The following is an 18,212-nucleotide window of genomic DNA, read 5'->3' as shown; positions in this document are numbered from 1 at the left end:
CTCAGAAGCGCGTTCACCCGGTCGGGAGGGACGTCGGTCGGTGTGATGCTTCCGGTTTCGACATGATCGGTGCAGTCCCGACTCGAAACGCGAAGGCCCCGCAAGACGATAGACCTCAGCGCGATGCGCTCCTAATCGATCTGACGGTCATGTCAAGGTGACATGAAAAGTTCATTTTCAGTTCACCTGTAGCCGCCATATCGTGGAGGGCGACACGTCCGACTTCTTGGTGGACGCCCCATCCCGAAGGATCATTTCACATGACTGCACGACCCTCTGCTGCCGCCTTGGCACGCATCATCGACCACACCCTGCTCAAGCCTGAGTCCACGGCTGACGACGTCGCAGCCCTGGCTCGTCGCGCCGTGCAGCTGGGCACCTGGTCCATCTGCGTCTCGCCCGCGATGCTGCCGATCGAGGATGTGAGCATGGGGCCGGTGAAGGTGTGCACGGTCGTCGGGTTCCCCTCGGGCAAGCACAGTGCCGACATCAAGGCTGCCGAGGCCGCCGAGGCCGTGCGCAACGGGGCCGATGAGGTGGACATGGTCATCAACCTCGGGTTGCTCATCGCCGGTGACGCCGACGCCGTGCAGGCCGAGATCGCCGCCGTGCGCAGAGCCGCCCCGAGCCCCACCGTGCTCAAGGTCATCATCGAGTCCGCCGCGCTCGACGACGATCAGATCGTGCTCGCCTGCCGGGCTGCCGAAGCCGCTGGGGCCGATTTCGTCAAGACCTCCACCGGGTTCCATCCGGCTGGCGGGGCGAGCGTCCATGCCGTCGAGCTCATGGCAACCACCGTCGGCGGGCGTCTGGGGGTCAAGGCCTCCGGCGGTATTCGCGACTACGAGACGGCCTGCACCATGATCGAGGCGGGAGCCACCCGCCTGGGCGTCTCGTCAACCGACGCAATCCTCGCCGGAGCACCGCGCGAGCAATGACATCCCGGCACCCGTCGGGCAGGTGAGCGTCCGGATCCTTCGCTGCACTGGTTCGGCTGCGAACCAGCCGTTGGTCACCTCAGGCAGGACTCTGCTGTCCTCGCGTCGAGGGTGGCGACCAGGCCTGGATCAGTCCCAGTACTCAATGTGCAGGATGACACCGTCGCCGATCTGAATGGTGTCCGCAGCGCTGATGCCCACCGTCCTGCCCGGGTCGACGTAGATCTCCTCGCCATCGGGGTGCTCCACCACAGTGCCATTGGTGGAGTCCATGTCGATGACGTCGAATCCCCATCGGCTCGGGGCGATCATGGCGTGGCTGCGACTGATGTCATGGGCGGGCGAGTGCACCTTCATGAGCGCAATGTCAGCATCATCGTTCTCAGTGCTGGGAGCGCGCCCCACCAGGACCGGGCCATCGAGATCGGCTTGCTCACCGGTGGATGAGATGAGGACGGGGCGTCCACGCGGGGCAGGCTCATCGTCCCACGACTCCTCGTTCGTATTGCCGAACAGCTCGGCAACGTCCTCGTCCGTCGGTACGGTGGATCCTTGCTCGTCGGAGGAGTCACCTGTCACTTCAGACTCCGGCGATGGCGAGGAGTCCATGGACCGTGCCGGCATCGGTGCATCGAGATCGCTCTCATCGGTAGAGGGAAGGGGCGTCAGATGGGTTCCGGTCGACGTCGATGCACCGAGCGAACGTCCAGCCGGGGGCTCGTCATCAAGGATCTGGTCGGCATGGTCAAAGAAGGCATCCGCACCACTCGACGGCTGGCGACCGGCAGCCCCGGTCTGATCGTCAACAATCCTGAGCACCTGGTTGGCGCCGGTGGCGTCGATCGTCACCGTCGAGGCCAGCGCGACGCCGAGCATGAGCGGCATTTCCAGACCCTCAGCACCCTCCTCGTCCATCTCCACGCGGATGACGCTCGGGTCGAGGACGGTTTCGTTCCAGGTGAGGAGCCCCTCACCGCTGTTGACGACGTCACCCTGGGAGTCGCGCACGACGACGTTCCCCCTGGCCAGGGACCACATGTTCCTGCCGCGCCAGAAGAACATCGCCATGCTCGGCATCTGGGAGAGCCCGATGGTGGTCAGGGTGGACACCAGATCCTCGACGTCGACGGCCTGGACCACATGGTCCCAGATCGACGCCACCAGTTCCGCGTGGCGTGGGGCAGCCGGCTGCATGATGACCAGGCTGCTGGCGCCGGCAAGTACCACCCAGGAACCGGGGGTGTAGCTGGCACGCCATGCACCAAAAGACTGGGTCATGAATCCTCCAAAGTGACGAAACTAGCGACAACCTGTGGCCGTCCGATCAACCCCACCCTATTGCAGAGCAGGCCGATGATCCGAGCATGGTGAGCAGCTGGGCAGAAAACTCACCCACTGCAACGACCTGCCGGTGCACGGGGTCAGGCAGTCCTCCGAGCCGCCAGGAAATACGCCGACCCGGCTTCGCTGAAGAATCCGTACGCGTCGTCGAGTCGTGTGAACTCCGCCACAGTTCTGACACAGAACGTCATTCGCGACGCGCAGTTCTGGGCTCACCAGGCCTTTCACCCCGCGGCGCACCACATCATCATGACTCGATCATCACGGCTCGGGGAAAAGGCACGGCCGCTTTTTCACGCTGCCTACCCCTCTCATCACACATCACCATGGCTCGGGGGGAGGCGCACCGTCACCGATACACCTCCCCCGATCTCAGCACTGCGCCATTCTCAGCCGTGACGTGTTGCCGAGCGGCTAAACACCTTTCGAACGAACTCGTCGAGCACATTCGCAGGCACCGCAGCCGGCCCTGCCGCTGATGGGCAGATCTCTGTCAACCGATGGGCAGATCACTCACTTGGCACCATCACGCTGTTCGATGACGGCCTGGGCGGCAGCAAAGCGGGCGATCGGCACGCGGAACGGTGAGCAGGAGACGTAGTCCAGCCCAACCTGGTTGAAGAAGTGCACCGAGTCGGGGTCGCCACCGTGTTCACCGCACACGCCGAGCCCCAGACTCGACTTGGTGGCTCGCCCCTTCTCGACGGCCCCGGAGACCAGCTGGCCCACACCGTCCACGTCGATCGAGGCGAACGGGTTCTGCTTGAGCACCTTGGTGCGCAGGTACTCGGTGAGGAAACCGTTCTCGGCATCGTCGCGGCTGATGCCCAAGGTGGTCTGGGTGAGGTCGTTGGTGCCGAAGCTGAAGAAGTCGGCCACCTCGGCGATCCGGTCGGCGATGAGGGCGGCACGCGGCAGCTCGATCATGGTGCCGATCTCGACGTCGATCCGACGTCCGGCGCGGTCGAACTCCTCGGCCAGGCAGTCCTCGACGATCTTGCGCTGGGTGGCAAGCTCCACCGGGGTGAAGACCAGCGGAATCATGATGTGCAGGTCAACCGTCTCGCCCTCACGCTCCAGGACGGCCAGGGCAGCGCGGATGATGGCACGGGCCTGCATGTCGGGAATCTCCGGGTAGAGCATGGCCAGGCGCACACCACGGGTACCGAGCATCGGGTTCTGCTCGTGCAGCTTCTTCACCTGGGCCAGCAGGCGACGTTCCTTGTCGGTGTGCACCGGATCGGTCGAGGTGAGTTCCATCTCCTGCACCTTGAGGGACTGCTCGACGAGGCTCGGCAGGAACTCGTGCAGCGGTGGGTCGAGCAACCGCACGGTGACCGGCAGTCCCTTCATCGCCGTGAAGACGCCCTCGAAGTCCTCCTGCTGCATCGGCAGGATCTTGTCAACGGCCGCCTTGCGCTCCTCGGGAGTCTCGGCGGTGATCATCTCGTGCATGGCAGGCAGTCGGTCGGCACCGAAGAACATGTGCTCGGTGCGGCACAGACCGATTCCCTCGGCGCCAAGTTCACGTGCCTTGGCGGCGTCGGTGGCGTTGTCGGCATTGGCCCACACACCCAGACGCCGGGTCTCGTCAGCCCAGGAGAGCACCTCCTGGAAGTCCGCGTTGATCTGCGGGGGGATGAGCGGCAGGGCAGCAGCGAACACCTCACCGGTGGAACCGTCCAGGGTGATGGGATCGCCCTCCTTGATGACGGTGTTGCCAACCGTGAGGGTCCTGGCCTCGTAGTCGATCTTGATGCCGCGCGCCCCGGCGACGCACGGTTTGCCCATGCCACGGGCGACGACGGCTGCGTGCGAGGTCATGCCGCCGTGGGCAGTGAGTACGCCCTGGGACTGCAGCACGCCGTGGATGTCGTCGGGGGTCGTCTCGAAACGAATGAGAACAACGCGGTCACCGGCAGCGCCCCGATCGGCAGCGATGTCGGCGTCGAAGACGGCCTCACCGACGGCAGCACCCGGGGAGGCCGGCAGACCTTCGGCGACGGGCTGTTCGCTGTGGTTGGGGTCGATGGCCTCGTGCAGCAGCTGGTCGAGCTGGCCGGGCTCGATGCGCATGAGGGCCTCCTCCTTGGAGATGACCCCTTCGTCGACGAGATCACGGGCCACCTTGAGGGCGGCAGCGGCGGTGCGCTTGCCATTGCGGGTCTGCAGCAGGTAGAGCTTGCCGTTCTCGACGGTGAACTCCATGTCCTGCATGTCGCGGTAGTGCGCCTCCATCTTCTTCATGGTGGCGGTGAGCTGTTCGTAGGCCTCGGGAAGGATCTCCTGCATCTGCGCCAGCGGCTTGGGGGTGCGGATGCCGGCGACGACGTCCTCACCCTGGGCGTTCTGCAGGAACTCACCGTAGAGCTCGTTGGCTCCAGTGGCGGGGTTGCGGGTGAAGCACACGCCGGTGGCGGAGTCGTCACCACGGTTGCCGAAGACCATCTGCATGACGTTGACGGCGGTGCCGAGGTCGTCGGAGATCTTGTTGGCCTTGCGGTAGACGAAGGCGCGCGGGTTGAGCCAGGAACGGAAGACGGCGTCGACGGCGCGCATGAGCTGCTCACGCGGATCGGTGGTCCAATTGCCGCCGAGTTGTTCGTTGGAGAGCTTCTTGAAGGTGCCGACCAGTCCTTTGAGGTCGTCGGCGGACAGGTCGGTGTCGGACTCCACACTCTTGCTCTCCTTGAGAGCTGTGAGGGCGTCCTCGTAGACGTGGGCGTCGATTCCCTCGACGACCTCGCCGTACATCTGGATGAATCGGCGGTAGCAGTCCCAGGCGAACCGTTCGTTGCCCGACTCACGGGCAATCGCAGGGACCGTCTCGTCGGAGATGCCGAGATTGAGGATGGTGTCCATCATGCCCGGCATGGAGATGATGGCGCCGGAACGCACCGAGACCAGCAGCGGTTTGTCGGGGTCACCTAGTTTGCGACCGGTACGTTCCTCCAGACGCTGCAGGCCGGCCCAGGCCTGCTCGTCAAGACCTTCGGGCCACTCACCCTTGCGATTCATGGTCTCCACGCAAGCCTGGGTGGTGATGGTGAAACCGTCTGGTACGGGAACCCCCACCCGCATCATCTCGGCAACGCCAGCTCCCTTGCCACCCAGCAGGGGCTTCATCTCGGCACTGCCCTCGGACAGGTCGTACACGTAACGGTCAGTCATGACGGATCTCCTTCGACCTTTGCCAGTCTGTTCATCGATTGACGGCGCTCGGTCCCGTGCGTTTGCACATCGACACCGCGGGTGCGACCCACCATTGGGCCGCTGTGAGTCATTGTGGCACGGGTACGCCGTATTTTCACGGGTTCCATATTCACGGGTCCTGTGTGCCGGAACACGGGAGACGGTCCTGCCACATGGAGCAGCCAGCATGCTGTGGGAGCACCGCGACAGATGACCTTGCCCGTCATCTGGTTCATGGAACGCGGTCAGGATCAGACTGGCTTCACCCACACAAGGAGCAGGTTCATTGATTGTTCACTCTTGCCAAGAGTTGTCATCGCGGTAGTGGGACATGGACAGCTGGGCGGGCGTCTTCTTGACAGAGAGCCCTACGCCCACAGCGGAAGGGCGGTAGGGAAAGAGTACCAGCTACTTGGCCTTTCTGGATCACCAACACAGTATGGTGTCATCATCTTCCAGCCGAAAGATGACCTGCATGAACAACCTTATGACGTAGTAGGTCCATAAATGGGATACCCCAAGTGCAGGTTCGTCAATGCCACCTCACTTCCAGCGCACCACCACATTGTGCCACCTACCCCAAGACGGCTCACCACCGGGGGCATCCTTGTTGCTTCCATCGCTCAGTATCCTCTCCCAATGCCATCCGACGGGCCTACCCGGTGCACCTGTGACACAGGAGCCCGAACGGCACACGAGGGCTGAAACAGCGTCGGTAGGCTCAGGACCTTCAGTACAAGATGAGAGAATGACAGGTATTTTACCTAGTCAGATTGGCATTTCACTAAGCTGAGAATTACCAGATCATGTGCTGATCCATATTTCTTCATGGGCAATACCATATCGGATTGACACCACATGAGAACCGATGCAGGATTATCCGCGAGTTCCCGAGATGGAACTTGTGCGAAGATCTGACCCATACTTGACGGTCTCTCTTCGCATCCTGGTTACACGAGGAGATAAAACCCACATGGCCACTACAACCCGGCGCTTCGCCAGCGCCCTGACTGCCCTAGCCGTCATGGGGAGCGGAGCCCAGTTCTTCGACCCAGTCGCCAATGCCGTGTCGTCCACCGAGCAGGACAGCAACATCAACTGCGCAGACGCCCGCAAGGCCGTGGACAAGGCCGATGCTGCGCTCAAGATTGCCCAGCGGGCTCTGGCATCGGCACAGGCCAACCGCCAGAACGACCGCGGTGCGGTCGACGCCGCCAAGAAGAATGTCGCCGAGAAGCAGGCTGCTCTCAACGAGGCGAAAGCCACCCTTGCCGCAGCCGAGAAGCGCGCTGCCGAGCTGGAGTCGTCGATCGCCGATCACGAGAAGACCATCACGCATCTGCAGGAGAGTCTGCAGAGCACCAAGAGCAAGGTTGAGTCCGAGCAGACCACCATCACAAAGGCCAACGAGACCATCGATCGTCTCACAGTCAATGTGCAGAAGATCGACGAGGAGATCACCTCGTCCACCACCAAACGTGCCGAGCTCCAGAAGGAGTTGGACACCACCATCACCGACGGTGAGCAGCTGCAGAAGAAGATCGACAACCTCAACACCGAGATCACCAAGCAGCAGAAGCAGCGCGACGAGTACGTCACCGCCATCCAGAGTGCCCAGCACGAGATCACGGACGCCAAGGCCACCATCGAGAAGCTGCGCGTCCAACGCGACAAGATCTCCGAGAAGATCACCACCACCCAGACCTCCCTGGACGAGCTGCACAGCAAGGTTGTCGAGCAGACCGGAGACGTTGACGGCATCGCCAAGTCGATCACCCGCACCGAGAGGGAGATCAAGGCGCTCACAGCTGTCAAGGTGACCAACGAAGCCATCATTGCCAAGAGCGCCAAGGACATCGTCGAGTCGCAGCACAAGATCTCGGTGAGCAAGAAGGAGATCGTCGCCCTCGACCTCAAGATCGACCAGCTGGAACACAGCTTGGCACCCCAGAAGGCCAAGCTCCGCAAACTCAGGGCACTTGCCGCTGGCGCCGGAGTAGTCACCGTTGCTGGCGGCGCAGTGGCCATTGCTGGAGCAGATGAAGCTGCAGCCGGTGCTGCTTGTTGCAACCCATGCTGCGTACCTGTGGATTCCGGACTCGTCGCAGACGGCGACGCCAAGATCGCAGCCGGCGGCGTCACAGCTGCAGCCGGCGGCGCCGGAGTCGCCATCAGCACCGCCAAAATTGCGCATCTGAAGCGTTCGATTTCGGGAACCGAACGCGAGCTCAGGGCCCTCAAAGCCGCGAGGATTGCCAAGAAGGCCATCATCGCCAAGAACGTCAAGAACATCGCTGACGCCAACAAGGTCATTGCCGTGAAGACGGCCGAGACCACCGTGATCACCAAGAAGATCGAGGAGCTCAAGAACTCCCTGCCGGGCAAGCAGACCGAGCTCGACGAGGCCACGAAGAAGCTTGATGAGCTCAAGAAGAGCGAGGCCGAAATCTCGTCCCGCCTGGACGAGCTGACCCAGCAGCGCGACAAGATCGATGCCAGCATCGCGGAGCAGAACGACCGGATCAACGCCGCCGAGAAAAAGATCGAAGAGCTCAAGACCCAGATCACCACGATCGATGGGAAAATCGCCGAACTGACCAAGGACCGTGACGCCGCCCAGGACGAGCTGACCAGGAATCAGCAGCGCGTCAGCGAGCTCAAGAAGGCCATCAGCGATCTCGATGAGCAGATCACGGCCAAGAAGACGGAGCGTCAGCACATTCTCGACAGCATCGCCGAGCAGCGCACCACGATCGCCGAGGCCACCAAGCGCATTGCGGAGCTCAAGAAGGAGATCACCAAGATCTCCACACAGATCGAGGACGAAGAGCGTCAGCTCAACGACGCCAAGGCCGAGCTCGTCTCCGTCACCACGCAGATCGACAAGGCAAAGGCAAAGGTCGCTGAGGCCGAGAAGCAGCTCAAGAAGGCCCAGGACGCCCTCAAGGCTGCCGAGGACAAACTTGCCGCCGATGAGGAGGCTGTCGCCGAGGCAGAGCGAATCGTCAAGGAGAAGCTGGACTCCCTCGCCAACGCCAAGGCAGCCGGGCTGTGCGACATAGACGATGAGGGCAACTCTGTTTCCCTGACCGTCAGCAATGCTCGCCAAGGCACACTCGCCCATGGCAAGCGCATTGCGCTGCCTGGTACCGGCGTCTGAGCGCTGATCTGACGTCCTCCATCACCACGGTCTCGGCCATCTGCGGATGGTCGAGGCCATTTTTCACGCCCGGAAGGTTGACCCTCCCGAGCCCACGGACGCCTCATGTCCGAAACAGCCCACAACGCCCAATGACCCATAGGCCCGCAGATGGACGAGCAGCTCCGGCCTCCCGATGAAACTCTCAACCTGTACTTGACGCCGTATTGTCCACCACTCGTTGCAGATCTTCACACGACACGCCGACGATTTGCCTCATCAGACGTAGATCTGCCACAGGTTTCCCACCTGAACCACGGCTTGCGGTCCTGCATGAATGGCAGGTGAACTTTTCATCCCTGCCGTCACGCGCCGATGAGCCCCGCTCGGAAGGTCTCCGATGTGGGAACCACAGCAATGAGGCGAGCCATGAGAACGATCATGCGAGTGATCCTCTTATCACGTGCACACCGGCATATACGTCAGCTAGGACGACCTTCAGGACAGCATCAGATCGAATGCATCAAATGAACCACACAATGCGTGACAACCTCTTTCAGCAGACTCCAAAGAACCAAAACAGGTAGTCACACCGCTGAATCCAAAATATATGGATTCTATGTATTCTTGCAGAGTCATTCTCTTCTTCGTACGATTTCAAACAGAAAAAATCCATCTGATCCAGGAGTTCATTCCTACAGAGAAAGACTCAAAAACGAGCAAGATCTATGGTTCAGCATACGCTCCACATACAAGGATCTTCATCATTTGTTCACTCGCACAGCCACAGACATCCAGCCACGTGAGACAATCTCACAATGCGAGTTGAATCCTCGTCAAGGCTACAAGACCCCTAGCCAAAATGGATTTTGAAAGTCTTGTGCGGACTCTACGCACGTTCACCACGGCTGCTTTGTTTTCCAGTTGACAGGCCGCGGGGGCAAGTTCACAATCAATTGCAGCCCCTAGGTGGGACTCGAGCGAGAATCGACACAAAAGCGATGGCGATTCTTCGCAAGCCAGCCAGCACAAGGAGACAAGGTCCATGACCAATGTGAACCGGCGCTTCGCCAGCGCTTTGACCGCCCTCGCTGTCATGGGGAGCGGTGCCCAGATTCTCGCCGCCCCAGCCCAGGCAGGGGACAACATCGACCAGAAGAACGACGCCAAGATCAGCTGCGCCGAGGCCCAGGCAGCTGTCGACAAGGCCCAGGCCGATCTCAAGGCCGCCCAGGACAACCTGGCCAAGCTCCAGGAGAACCACAAGGCTGACAAGGACAAGGTCGAGGCCGCCAAGAAGGTCGTCGACGAGAAGCAGTCTGCCCTCTCCGACGCCAAGAATGCTCTTGACGATGCCACCACTGACGAGCACGTCGCCGAGCTCAAGGCCGACCTCGCTGACATCAACGACAAGATCGATGCTCTCACCAAGCACCATGACGAGCACGTCGCCGAACTCAAGGAAGCCCAGGACGTCGTTGCCGATGCCAACGAGGCCATTGAGCGCCTCAACGTCGGACGTCAGAAGGCCGAGGGCCAGCTCGACTCCGACCTCAAGGTTCGCGAGGGCGAGGCGAAGGAACTCAAGGACACCAAGGCCGACGCCGAGAAGCAGCAGAAGGCCATTGACTTCTACTCTGCCCAGCTCGACCAGTGGGAGAACCAGCGCAAGCGTCTCGACGCCCAGCAGGCGAACGCCGAGCAGGAGGCCAAAGACGCCGAGGCCAACATCAAGGGCCTGAAGGATGATCTCAAGGATCTCAACGAGCAGCTTGACGCCGCCAAGGCCAAGGACGCTCCGCAGGATCAGATCGACGCCCAGTCCAAGAAGGTCGAGGACCTCAAGCAGGCCATCGCCGACACCAAGAGCGAGATTGCCGATCTGGAGAGCCAGAAGGATCAGGCCCGTGCCGATCTCGCCAAGAACGAGAAGATCGTTGACGACTCCGCCGCCGCTGCGGACAACGAGAAGAAGATCGCCGAGATCGACGAGCAGATCAACAAGCTCAAGAACAAGCAGAGCGGTCACGAGAACGAGATCGAGGAGCTCAAGTTCCAGATCGCTCGTGCCGAGGAGAAGGTCCACAACGCCAGCCAGGGCATTCCCAGCCTGGAGCGCCAGGTTGATCGGCTGCAGAAGGAGTACGACGCAGCCAAGCTTTCTGTCAGCAAGGATCTCATCAAGAAGAAGCTTGACAAGACCCAGGATCTCCTGAAGCGCGAGAAGGCCAACACTGAGCACGCCCAGGGCCAGCTCGACGACCTCAAGAAGCAGCTTGCTGCCCTTGAGGGTTCCGACGAGGACACCGCCAGCAAGATCAAGGAGCTGGAGGCCGAGAAGGCTGAGCTCATCAAGAGCGGCAAGTCCTCTGACGAGGATGTCGCCCAGGCGAAGAAGGCCATCGCTGCCGACAAGGCCACGATCGGTGATCTCAACAACAAGATCAACGGTCTCAACGGCAAGCTCATGAACCAGCAGTCCGAGTTGGCTCAGGCCAAGAAGAAGCTCTGCGCGCTCAAGAAGGGCGGCGACCCGGCCGAGATCGACCGTCTCAATCAGCGTATCGACGAGACCAACGCCAACATCGCCAAGGAGCAGGACAAGCTCGACGCCGCCAAGCAGGCCGTCGAGGACTGGGGCAAGGCCAGCAAGCAGGCTGACGACCAAGCCTACGACGCCAAGGCCGAGCTCGTTCAGGCCCAGGCCCAGCTGAGCACCGACAACAAGCGGATCGCTGAGCTCAAGGACGCCCTGGCTGACCTCGATGCCCAGATCGCCGCCGACAAGGACGCACGCGACAAGATCCTCGACGACATCGCCGCCCAGGAGTCTCGCGCCGCTGAGGCCAACGAGCGGGTTGCCAAGCTGCAGGTCCACATCGCTGACATCGCAGCTGACATCAAGGCCCAGGAACAGCTGCGCGACGAGGTCCAGAGGCAGCTTGAGGCCGCTGATGAGCCCAGCTCAAAGGTCGCGAAGGCCGAGACTGAGCTCCATGACGCTTCCGCTGCCCTCAAGGCTGCAGAGAACAAGGTAACCACTGACGAGGAGGCAATCCTCGAGGCGGAGGCCATCGTCAAGGGCCGTGAGGCTGCCCTCAACGCAGCCCAGGGCAAGGCCGACAACTGCACCGCCGACGAGCAGAAGCCCTCCGAGGACAAGAAGGATGACCTGGCCAAGAAGGTCGTCATCAGCACCGACAAGGGTAGCGCCGTGACCGCGACGACTGTCAGCAACGACACCCCCACCCACGTCGCTGCCCCGGCCCTGCCGAGCACTGGTGTCTGATCCCGGCGGACAACTGAACACATCTGACAACTGAAAAATGTGTGGGCCTGGCCATCTGATGGCCGGGCCCACCATCGTTTCTGCAGCTCTCTCCCACTCACTGCAGATGAGTCATCGGGGTCGACACAGTTCGTCCGGGTGTGCCCCCGCTGTCCACCTGTGCTGGGCATGATCTGACGTGGTTTCTCGGAGGGCAGTCACTGCACATCTCTGCATCTGGATCAGTATTCAGATGTCGGCGCTGCCTCAATACTGATGAGACATCTCTCCCCCAGGCTGAGCTTCACAACTCCGTGATCTGATGATCACTCACTGGGGGCTGACCCGACGCAGATACCGCACTTACGCTTTTAATTTCAACAGGGTGCCACACAGCAGCTTCATCTCCCTCCTCAGAGGCATGGGAGAGTCGCCAAGGAGCTAGGGGCTCCGAGCTTTCATCACTTTCACGAGTTGCGGAGAGCGGCTCGCCCCATCTGGATGTGACATACCTGTCCCAAGTCTAGGTTCCATTCACGAACAGCCCAACGCCTACCTCTGCCTAGCATCGCCGTTCGCAGGGGTGATACCATTATTTAGGCGCGTCACCTAGCCGAGCGCTGCGGCGTCAGATCACGATCCTCCAGTCTTATGTGTCCCACTCCTATACTGATAGATGAACCTAAACCGAAGAAAAACTCTCTATTTTAATTTTACAAAGATTTCATGTCAAATATTTTAAGGAGTAAAATGAAGAATTGGGGAAAAACGGTAGAAATACCTGTAGATATTTTGAATTTTCTCATACTTGCAGAGGCCACGCGATCTGCGCATGACGAACTTTGCGATCCAGAGACAGGAACATATCATATCTCGAAAGTCGATGACACTTTAGGAGTATTTCTCTCTTGGTTATGGGACTCTGATAAAAAAATCAGTTGCGCAACATTGGCATCAAATTTTCTTTATCAAATACAGATTGGAACTGTTTCTGGGTGCCATCAGAGGGAAGGACTGAGTTTAGAAGACTTTCTTACCATTCTTCCCCTTTCCCTTAGCCCCAGATTATCTGATAGCGAAACAAACGAGTTGATTTCTTTCTTGAGAGAGACAATTCCAGGTCTCCTAGGGGAATCAGAAGGAAGGCTGAATTTTCGATAATTCTCTTGCCAGAAGACAACGGTACTCGTATGCTACATGACAAGCTAGGAACCTTTAGCATTCAAGTAGTATACGTAAGTCATAGTGCACCCAAAGTATTCCTATCATTGGTACACGCTAATATATTCTTAGAAATATAGATCAACAGAACAAATAATCGCAAGCATCGCCGACGTATCCCTGATACCGCTAATCAAAAGGTGAGTTCCTAGTCTCTAGATAGTGGGCGTAATCATTACTGGGCGCGCAAGAACAGTCCGTGATCCGTCTTCATGGTATTTGACATCCACCACGATTGCCAAAATTCTCTGTTGGCGGAGGGTCTCTGTCACCCACCCCCATCCGTTACTACCATGACCTTTCCTAGCCGACTCAGTTATGAGCGCGGCCCTTTCAGCCTTAGCCCCCTCAGGAGGACAACGATCGTACCCCGCTCCGCATGTCTCAGCAGAATAGTCATCCCAATTGATCCCTAACCTTAACTCCTCATTCAAGAGGCTAGCCATAAATCCTGGATCTGAAGGATAATTATATCTACAGTATTTTGCTTCATCCCTGTTAGGAACATCATTTTTAGTCAGATTATCTATCGACCCAACGAGAACTAGATCAGTTTTAGAAAATTTTCTATTTCCATTTTCGGTGGCAAACCCCCAGAATGCTTCGACATTCTTTATGTTTCTCCCTGCAGGGTCTTTAGTTCCCGGAACACGGCTGAATAGCATGGTGCCGACCTGTAAGTCAATTACAGTATACAATAGCTGATCTTTTTCGATTTCTTTGCGAAGCGATTTTGCTATATTTCTTTTTCTTTTTTGTTCCTTTATGAAATCATTAATTTGTTCTTCGAACGTGGTGTCTTCAGATATATCTGAAGAGTTAGTAATCGATGCGCCGAGTATCGAAGATGACAGTGAGAATTTTTTGGATACTTTATGTGTGACATTGCGTCGATCCGGCACGCCGATTTCATCCGCTGCCCGCTTTGACTTATAATATGACATAGCTGGATCATACATGTTGACAGCTACCAGCGGCCTCTCCCCCTAGATTTTCACATCTCCGATGGTCTTCTGTGGTATAAACGCTCGTCCTACACGCCATGATGAAACCTCGTTCACGGAATCGTCCGGTACGATCCCGCCGGCTTGCGCAGCCGAGTGCCAGCCGTCTTCGCCCGCTGATCGACAATGTCGATGACCTTGGTGGCAGACTCCTCGAGGGCCAGACCCGTCGTGTCGATGATCGGGCAACCCAGTCGACGCTGGATCTTGCCCACCTCGTCCAGCTCGTCGTAGATGGCGGCGAGATCTGCATATCCGTCCTCGTTGCCGTACCCACCGAGCCCGCGAACACGTCGACCTCGAATCTCCAACAACTTCTGGGCGTCGATCGTCAGGCCAACGATGCGCCACCGATCCACGGCGGCCAGCTCGGCGGGCGGAGCGATACCGGGCACCAACGGTACGTTGACGGTCTTGTAGCCGAGATAGCCCAAGTAGATCGACAGCGGCGTCTTGCCCGAGCGGCTCACCCCCACCAGGCAGATGTCGGCTTCGGTGAGACGGTCGGGAATGGCGCCGTCGTCGTTGCGCACTGCGAACTCCATCGCCGAGATACGGGTGAAGTAGTCGGCCTCCACCCCTACCGGACGACGCGGAACGGCATCGGCGTCCAGGCCGGAGGCTTCCTCCATCGCCGCGAGCATCGGACCCATGAGGTTCACCTCACGTATCCCCATTTCCTCGCAGGCGTCGGCGACCATCCGGCGCATGTCCGGCAGCACCAGGGTGTGGACCACGCACACCCACTGACCTGCCTCGTGGGCCGCCATGACGGCCTCCAGAGCGGCCATCATCTCCGCAACGGTGCCGATCATCGGGTGACGCACTATGTGCCAGTGGACTCCTTCGAACTGGCTGCGGGCTGCCCGTGCCAGACGGACGGCGGTCTCACCCGTCGAATCGGCGATGACGTGAATTTCCAAGGGCGACTCTGCCATGACGGCATTGTACCGAGCGAGAGATCTGCAGCGGGGCTCAAGGCAAACCCCGGTCAAGGACACCAAAGACACTGAAGACACAATCGTGTGCACAAAAATGTCACCCGGCACGGATCCATCGCACTCACGTGACGTCACCATCGGTCTCATGACAAAAATGTCATCTCCCGAAGAGTCCCGGCACTCGTGTGACCCAAAGGAAGATGCCCTGACAAAAATGTCAGTACCTCGAGCATCCTGACGTTCCCATGACCCTCATGGGCTCGACGTGACAAAAATGTCACGCGAGACAGCCAGGGGGGAGGGGCCGCCCGGAATAGGGGAGGTTCGCCCGGAATCAGGAGTGCTTGTGAGGGGTGGAGGGGAGAAGGCTCACACGAGGTCAGTGAAGATTCGCCCCGAGATTGGGACAGTTCGCACGGGCCAGGAGGGGTCCGCACGAAATCGAGAAGGTTGGCACGGGGTAGGGAAGGTTCCGGCACAGGACGGAGAATGCCTCGACAGAACGGAAGCATCACAACAAAGAGGCCCTGGCCCATTCCCCTACCGTCGTCTGTGACTGAGGATCAAGTCGGGACGAGATATTCCTGCCAGAAGGCTGCAGAAACAGGGGGAGAGTATTCCTGCCAGAACTTTCACCAGTCTGCATTGCCGGCACGAGAAGCCCAGCATCGCGAGCGCGGGGCGACATCTGCACCTCGTTCTGGGAGACTGCCATCATGGATGCTGCCGAGCTCGACCCCGTTGACGCTCTCATCGTCGCTGAATCACCACAGATTGATCCGCAGGATTCGGCACATGTCACGCTCGACGCCGACTCGACGCGAACGCAAGCGCCCCGGGGCAACGCCGTCTGGGTGCTGAACCGACCGCGGCTGGTTCCACTCGCCGGGCACCGGGTCAAGGCGTGGGCCGACGACTGCCGCGATTTCGCTGGGATCCCCAGCACCATCCGGCTCAACCCTCTGACAGCGTCGCCCCAGGACCTTGACTCCCTGACCACCACATCGGCACCTGCTGCATCCCCACCAGCCGAATCCCTGACCGACACACCACTGTCCGAAGGGTCCGAGGAACACCGTCCCGGTCCTCCGCCCGGGCAGCACCGAGTCGCCGGCCATCCAGCCGCCAATCACCAGTTGGTCTGGCTCGATCTTCCCCAGTCGCTCGACGCCCTGGACGAGCTGCTCGGCTGTTTGTGGCACGTGCTGGGCCCCGACGCCCACATCATCGCCGGCGGACGGATCAAACACATGACCCGGTCGATGAACGACGTTGCCGCGCGTTGGTTCGATGAGGTCCATGCGAGCCTCGGAGTGCGCAAGGCCCGCGTGCTGCACATCTCACGGCCGCGGGAACGTCCGGCGATCACCGGCACGTGGCCACGCAGCAACACCGTGGATGGGTTGACGATTCACGCTCACGGTGGCGTGTTCCACACCACTGGTCTGGACGCCGGAACCGCGTTGCTGCTCTCCCACCTGGACGACATTGCTGCAGACGTGCGCACCGACGTCGTCGACCTGGGATGTGGCAACGGCATCATCGCTGCCCAGCTGGCACGCCGACTGCCCACGGCACGGGCGCACGCCACCGATGTGTCGTGGCAGGCCGTCGACTCCACCCGGCGCACCGCCACGGCGAATGGTCTGGACGTCATCACCCACTGGTGTGACGGACTGGCCGACCTGCCCGATGCCAGCATGGACGCCGTCGTCACCAATCCGCCCTTTCATCGGGGCGCTGCCCAGGATCACGCTTCCACCTTTGCGATGCTCACCGACGCCGCACGGGTACTGCGCCCGGGCGGGGCGCTGTGGTGCGTGTACAACAACCATCTGCCGTGGGCCGCACATCTGCGACGCTTCGTCGGTCCGACGCGCCAGGTCACGCGCAATCGTCACTACACGGTCACGCGGACCGTGCGGGAGTGAGCACGTCCACGTCGTGTCGTCGCGGACTCACTCCCACGGTCAGTGCTCCGACTGTCGCGAACACACTACGATGCCCACGAGATCAATCCCTGCGTTGACAGGGTTTCCGATGACCATTGCTTTCAACGGTGGTACGGAGGCGATCAATCCCTGCGTTGACAGAATTTCCCCAACATTTCCCCAGCGCTGTCCGTACGGCGCGACGCCGATCGAGTGCGGGGAGATCCGGATGAGGAGTCATCACGTGAGGAAATTCAGATGGGAGCGGGTTCAAGCTGGATGGAGGCTGAATGGGGTACCGATGTCGTCCAGCCGCGTCTACCGTTGGTGTCATGAGTTCTCGCGTCATCCTCGTCAGCGACGACCGCTCCAGTCTGCGCTCCCCCGGCACCGCACTGTGGCCGCAGGCCGCCCACATGCGCGGCACCCACACCGACGGCTGGACGGCACAGATCTTCGACTACACCACCACCGTCGAGGCAGACATGCATGAGGTGCGCGAGTTGGCTTCGGCCAGTGGCGCGGACGTCATCCATCCACACGGGGCGCTCGCCACCCAACCACCCGGACTGTTGGTGAGCGACGTCGACTCCACCCTCACCCGCACCGAGGCGATCGACCTGTTGGCGCAATGTGCTGGGCGGGCGGATGAGGTGGCCGACGTCACCGCTCGGGCGATGGCCGGTGAGATGGACTTCACCGAGTCGTTGCGGGCCCGGGTCGGATGCCTGGCAGGGTTGCCGGTCGGCGCCGTGGAGGAGGCTCGCCGCGCCATCGTCGTCACCCCCGGCGCCAAGGAGCTGATTGCGGCTGCCCACGAGGCCGGCGCCACCGTGGGTCTGGTGTCGGGCGGATTCACGTCGATGGTGGAACCGCTGGCCGCCGAGCTCGGAGCAGATCATGCCGTGGCCAACGAGTTGGAGGTGGCCGATGGGCACCTCACGGGACGTCTCACTGGGGAGATCGTCGACCGGGCCGCCAAGGCGTCCTGGCTGCGCAGGTGGGCCGCGCAGGCCACCGTCGAGGCTGAGCGAGTGATCGCCATCGGTGATGGTGCCAACGACCTCGACATGTTCGACGCGGCCGGACTGGCCATTGCATTCTGCGCCAAGCCGGTGGCCGTGGCGGCTGCCCGCAACACCGTGAGTTTTGAGCGTCTTGACGCGGTGTCGGCAGTGTGGTGCCGGTGATCCCCATTTCGCCCCATCGGCGCCGACACGCTGCCATCGGCCGAGGG

The 18,212-nt window shown here is 60.5% G+C and carries 9 protein-coding genes; 5 read left to right on the top strand and 4 right to left on the bottom strand.

Annotated elements, in window-relative coordinates; genetic code table 11:
* Positions 1–260: 260 nt before the first annotated feature.
* Positions 261–938 (top strand): deoxyribose-phosphate aldolase, encoded by a 678-nt coding sequence (gene deoC, locus ACP8JZ_RS01285; protein WP_484482559.1) that lies wholly within the window; start codon positions 261–263, stop codon positions 936–938.
* A 129-nt stretch (positions 939–1,067) separates the two neighbouring features.
* On the opposite strand, the gene ACP8JZ_RS01280 is transcribed toward deoC, so the two are convergent.
* Both ACP8JZ_RS01280 and ppdK read right to left on the bottom strand, forming a co-directional pair.
* Positions 1,068–2,216: an FHA domain-containing protein gene (locus tag ACP8JZ_RS01280; RefSeq protein WP_484482558.1), complete on the bottom strand. Its 1,149-nt coding sequence runs from the start codon at positions 2,214–2,216 to the stop codon at positions 1,068–1,070.
* 576 nt (positions 2,217–2,792) lie between these two features.
* On the bottom strand, positions 2,793–5,450 hold the full coding sequence (gene ppdK, locus ACP8JZ_RS01275) for a pyruvate, phosphate dikinase (protein ID WP_484482557.1): 2,658 nt from the start codon (positions 5,448–5,450) through the stop codon (positions 2,793–2,795).
* 994 nt (positions 5,451–6,444) lie between these two features.
* Between ppdK and ACP8JZ_RS01270 the strand changes: the two genes are divergently transcribed.
* Positions 6,445–8,631 (top strand): coiled-coil domain-containing protein, encoded by a 2,187-nt coding sequence (locus ACP8JZ_RS01270; protein ID WP_484482556.1) that lies wholly within the window; start codon positions 6,445–6,447, stop codon positions 8,629–8,631.
* A 1,024-nt stretch (positions 8,632–9,655) separates the two neighbouring features.
* Positions 9,656–11,899, top strand: coding sequence for a coiled-coil domain-containing protein (locus ACP8JZ_RS01265; RefSeq protein ID WP_484482555.1), 2,244 nt, complete (start codon positions 9,656–9,658; stop codon positions 11,897–11,899).
* Positions 11,900–13,254: 1,355 nt separating this feature from the next.
* Here the strand turns inward: ACP8JZ_RS01265 and ACP8JZ_RS01260 are convergent.
* Together ACP8JZ_RS01260 and ACP8JZ_RS01255 are read right to left on the bottom strand one after the other, a co-directional pair.
* Positions 13,255–14,043, bottom strand: a complete 789-nt coding sequence (locus ACP8JZ_RS01260) for a hypothetical protein (RefSeq protein ID WP_484482554.1) — start codon at positions 14,041–14,043, stop codon at positions 13,255–13,257.
* 113 nt (positions 14,044–14,156) lie between these two features.
* A complete protein-coding gene (locus tag ACP8JZ_RS01255) occupies positions 14,157–15,041 on the bottom strand; it encodes a pyruvate, water dikinase regulatory protein (RefSeq protein ID WP_065860806.1) in 885 nt (294 codons plus the stop codon).
* A 719-nt stretch (positions 15,042–15,760) separates the two neighbouring features.
* On the opposite strand from ACP8JZ_RS01255, the gene ACP8JZ_RS01250 reads away from it, so the two are divergent.
* The gene (locus ACP8JZ_RS01250; protein ID WP_484482553.1) at positions 15,761–16,975 is read left to right on the top strand and encodes a class I SAM-dependent methyltransferase; all 1,215 of its coding nucleotides are present in this window, start codon (positions 15,761–15,763) and stop codon (positions 16,973–16,975) included.
* 332 nt (positions 16,976–17,307) lie between these two features.
* Positions 17,308–18,165 carry a phosphoserine phosphatase SerB gene (serB, locus tag ACP8JZ_RS01245; RefSeq protein ID WP_484482552.1) on the top strand — a complete coding sequence of 286 codons (858 nt, stop codon included), beginning with the start codon at positions 17,308–17,310 and terminating at the stop codon, positions 18,163–18,165.
* The last annotated feature ends 47 nt before the right edge of the window (positions 18,166–18,212 follow it).

It is taken from the genome of Cutibacterium sp. LaCa_286, from assembly GCF_057198075.1.
This window is presented reverse-complemented; position numbering and strand designations above follow the sequence as displayed.

Excerpts from the sequence above, each read along its gene's own strand:
- deoC (WP_484482559.1), top strand. The coding sequence starts at position 261 with ATGACTGCACGACCCTCTGCTGCCGCCTTGGCACGCATCATCGACCAC.
- ACP8JZ_RS01280 (WP_484482558.1), bottom strand. The coding sequence starts at position 2,216 with ATGACCCAGTCTTTTGGTGCATGGCGTGCCAGCTACACCCCCGGTTCC.
- ppdK (WP_484482557.1), bottom strand. The coding sequence starts at position 5,450 with ATGACTGACCGTTACGTGTACGACCTGTCCGAGGGCAGTGCCGAGATG.
- ACP8JZ_RS01270 (WP_484482556.1), top strand. The coding sequence starts at position 6,445 with ATGGCCACTACAACCCGGCGCTTCGCCAGCGCCCTGACTGCCCTAGCC.
- ACP8JZ_RS01265 (WP_484482555.1), top strand. The coding sequence starts at position 9,656 with ATGACCAATGTGAACCGGCGCTTCGCCAGCGCTTTGACCGCCCTCGCT.
- ACP8JZ_RS01260 (WP_484482554.1), bottom strand. The coding sequence starts at position 14,043 with ATGTCATATTATAAGTCAAAGCGGGCAGCGGATGAAATCGGCGTGCCG.
- ACP8JZ_RS01255 (WP_065860806.1), bottom strand. The coding sequence starts at position 15,041 with ATGGCAGAGTCGCCCTTGGAAATTCACGTCATCGCCGATTCGACGGGT.
- ACP8JZ_RS01250 (WP_484482553.1), top strand. The coding sequence starts at position 15,761 with ATGGATGCTGCCGAGCTCGACCCCGTTGACGCTCTCATCGTCGCTGAA.
- serB (WP_484482552.1), top strand. The coding sequence starts at position 17,308 with ATGAGTTCTCGCGTCATCCTCGTCAGCGACGACCGCTCCAGTCTGCGC.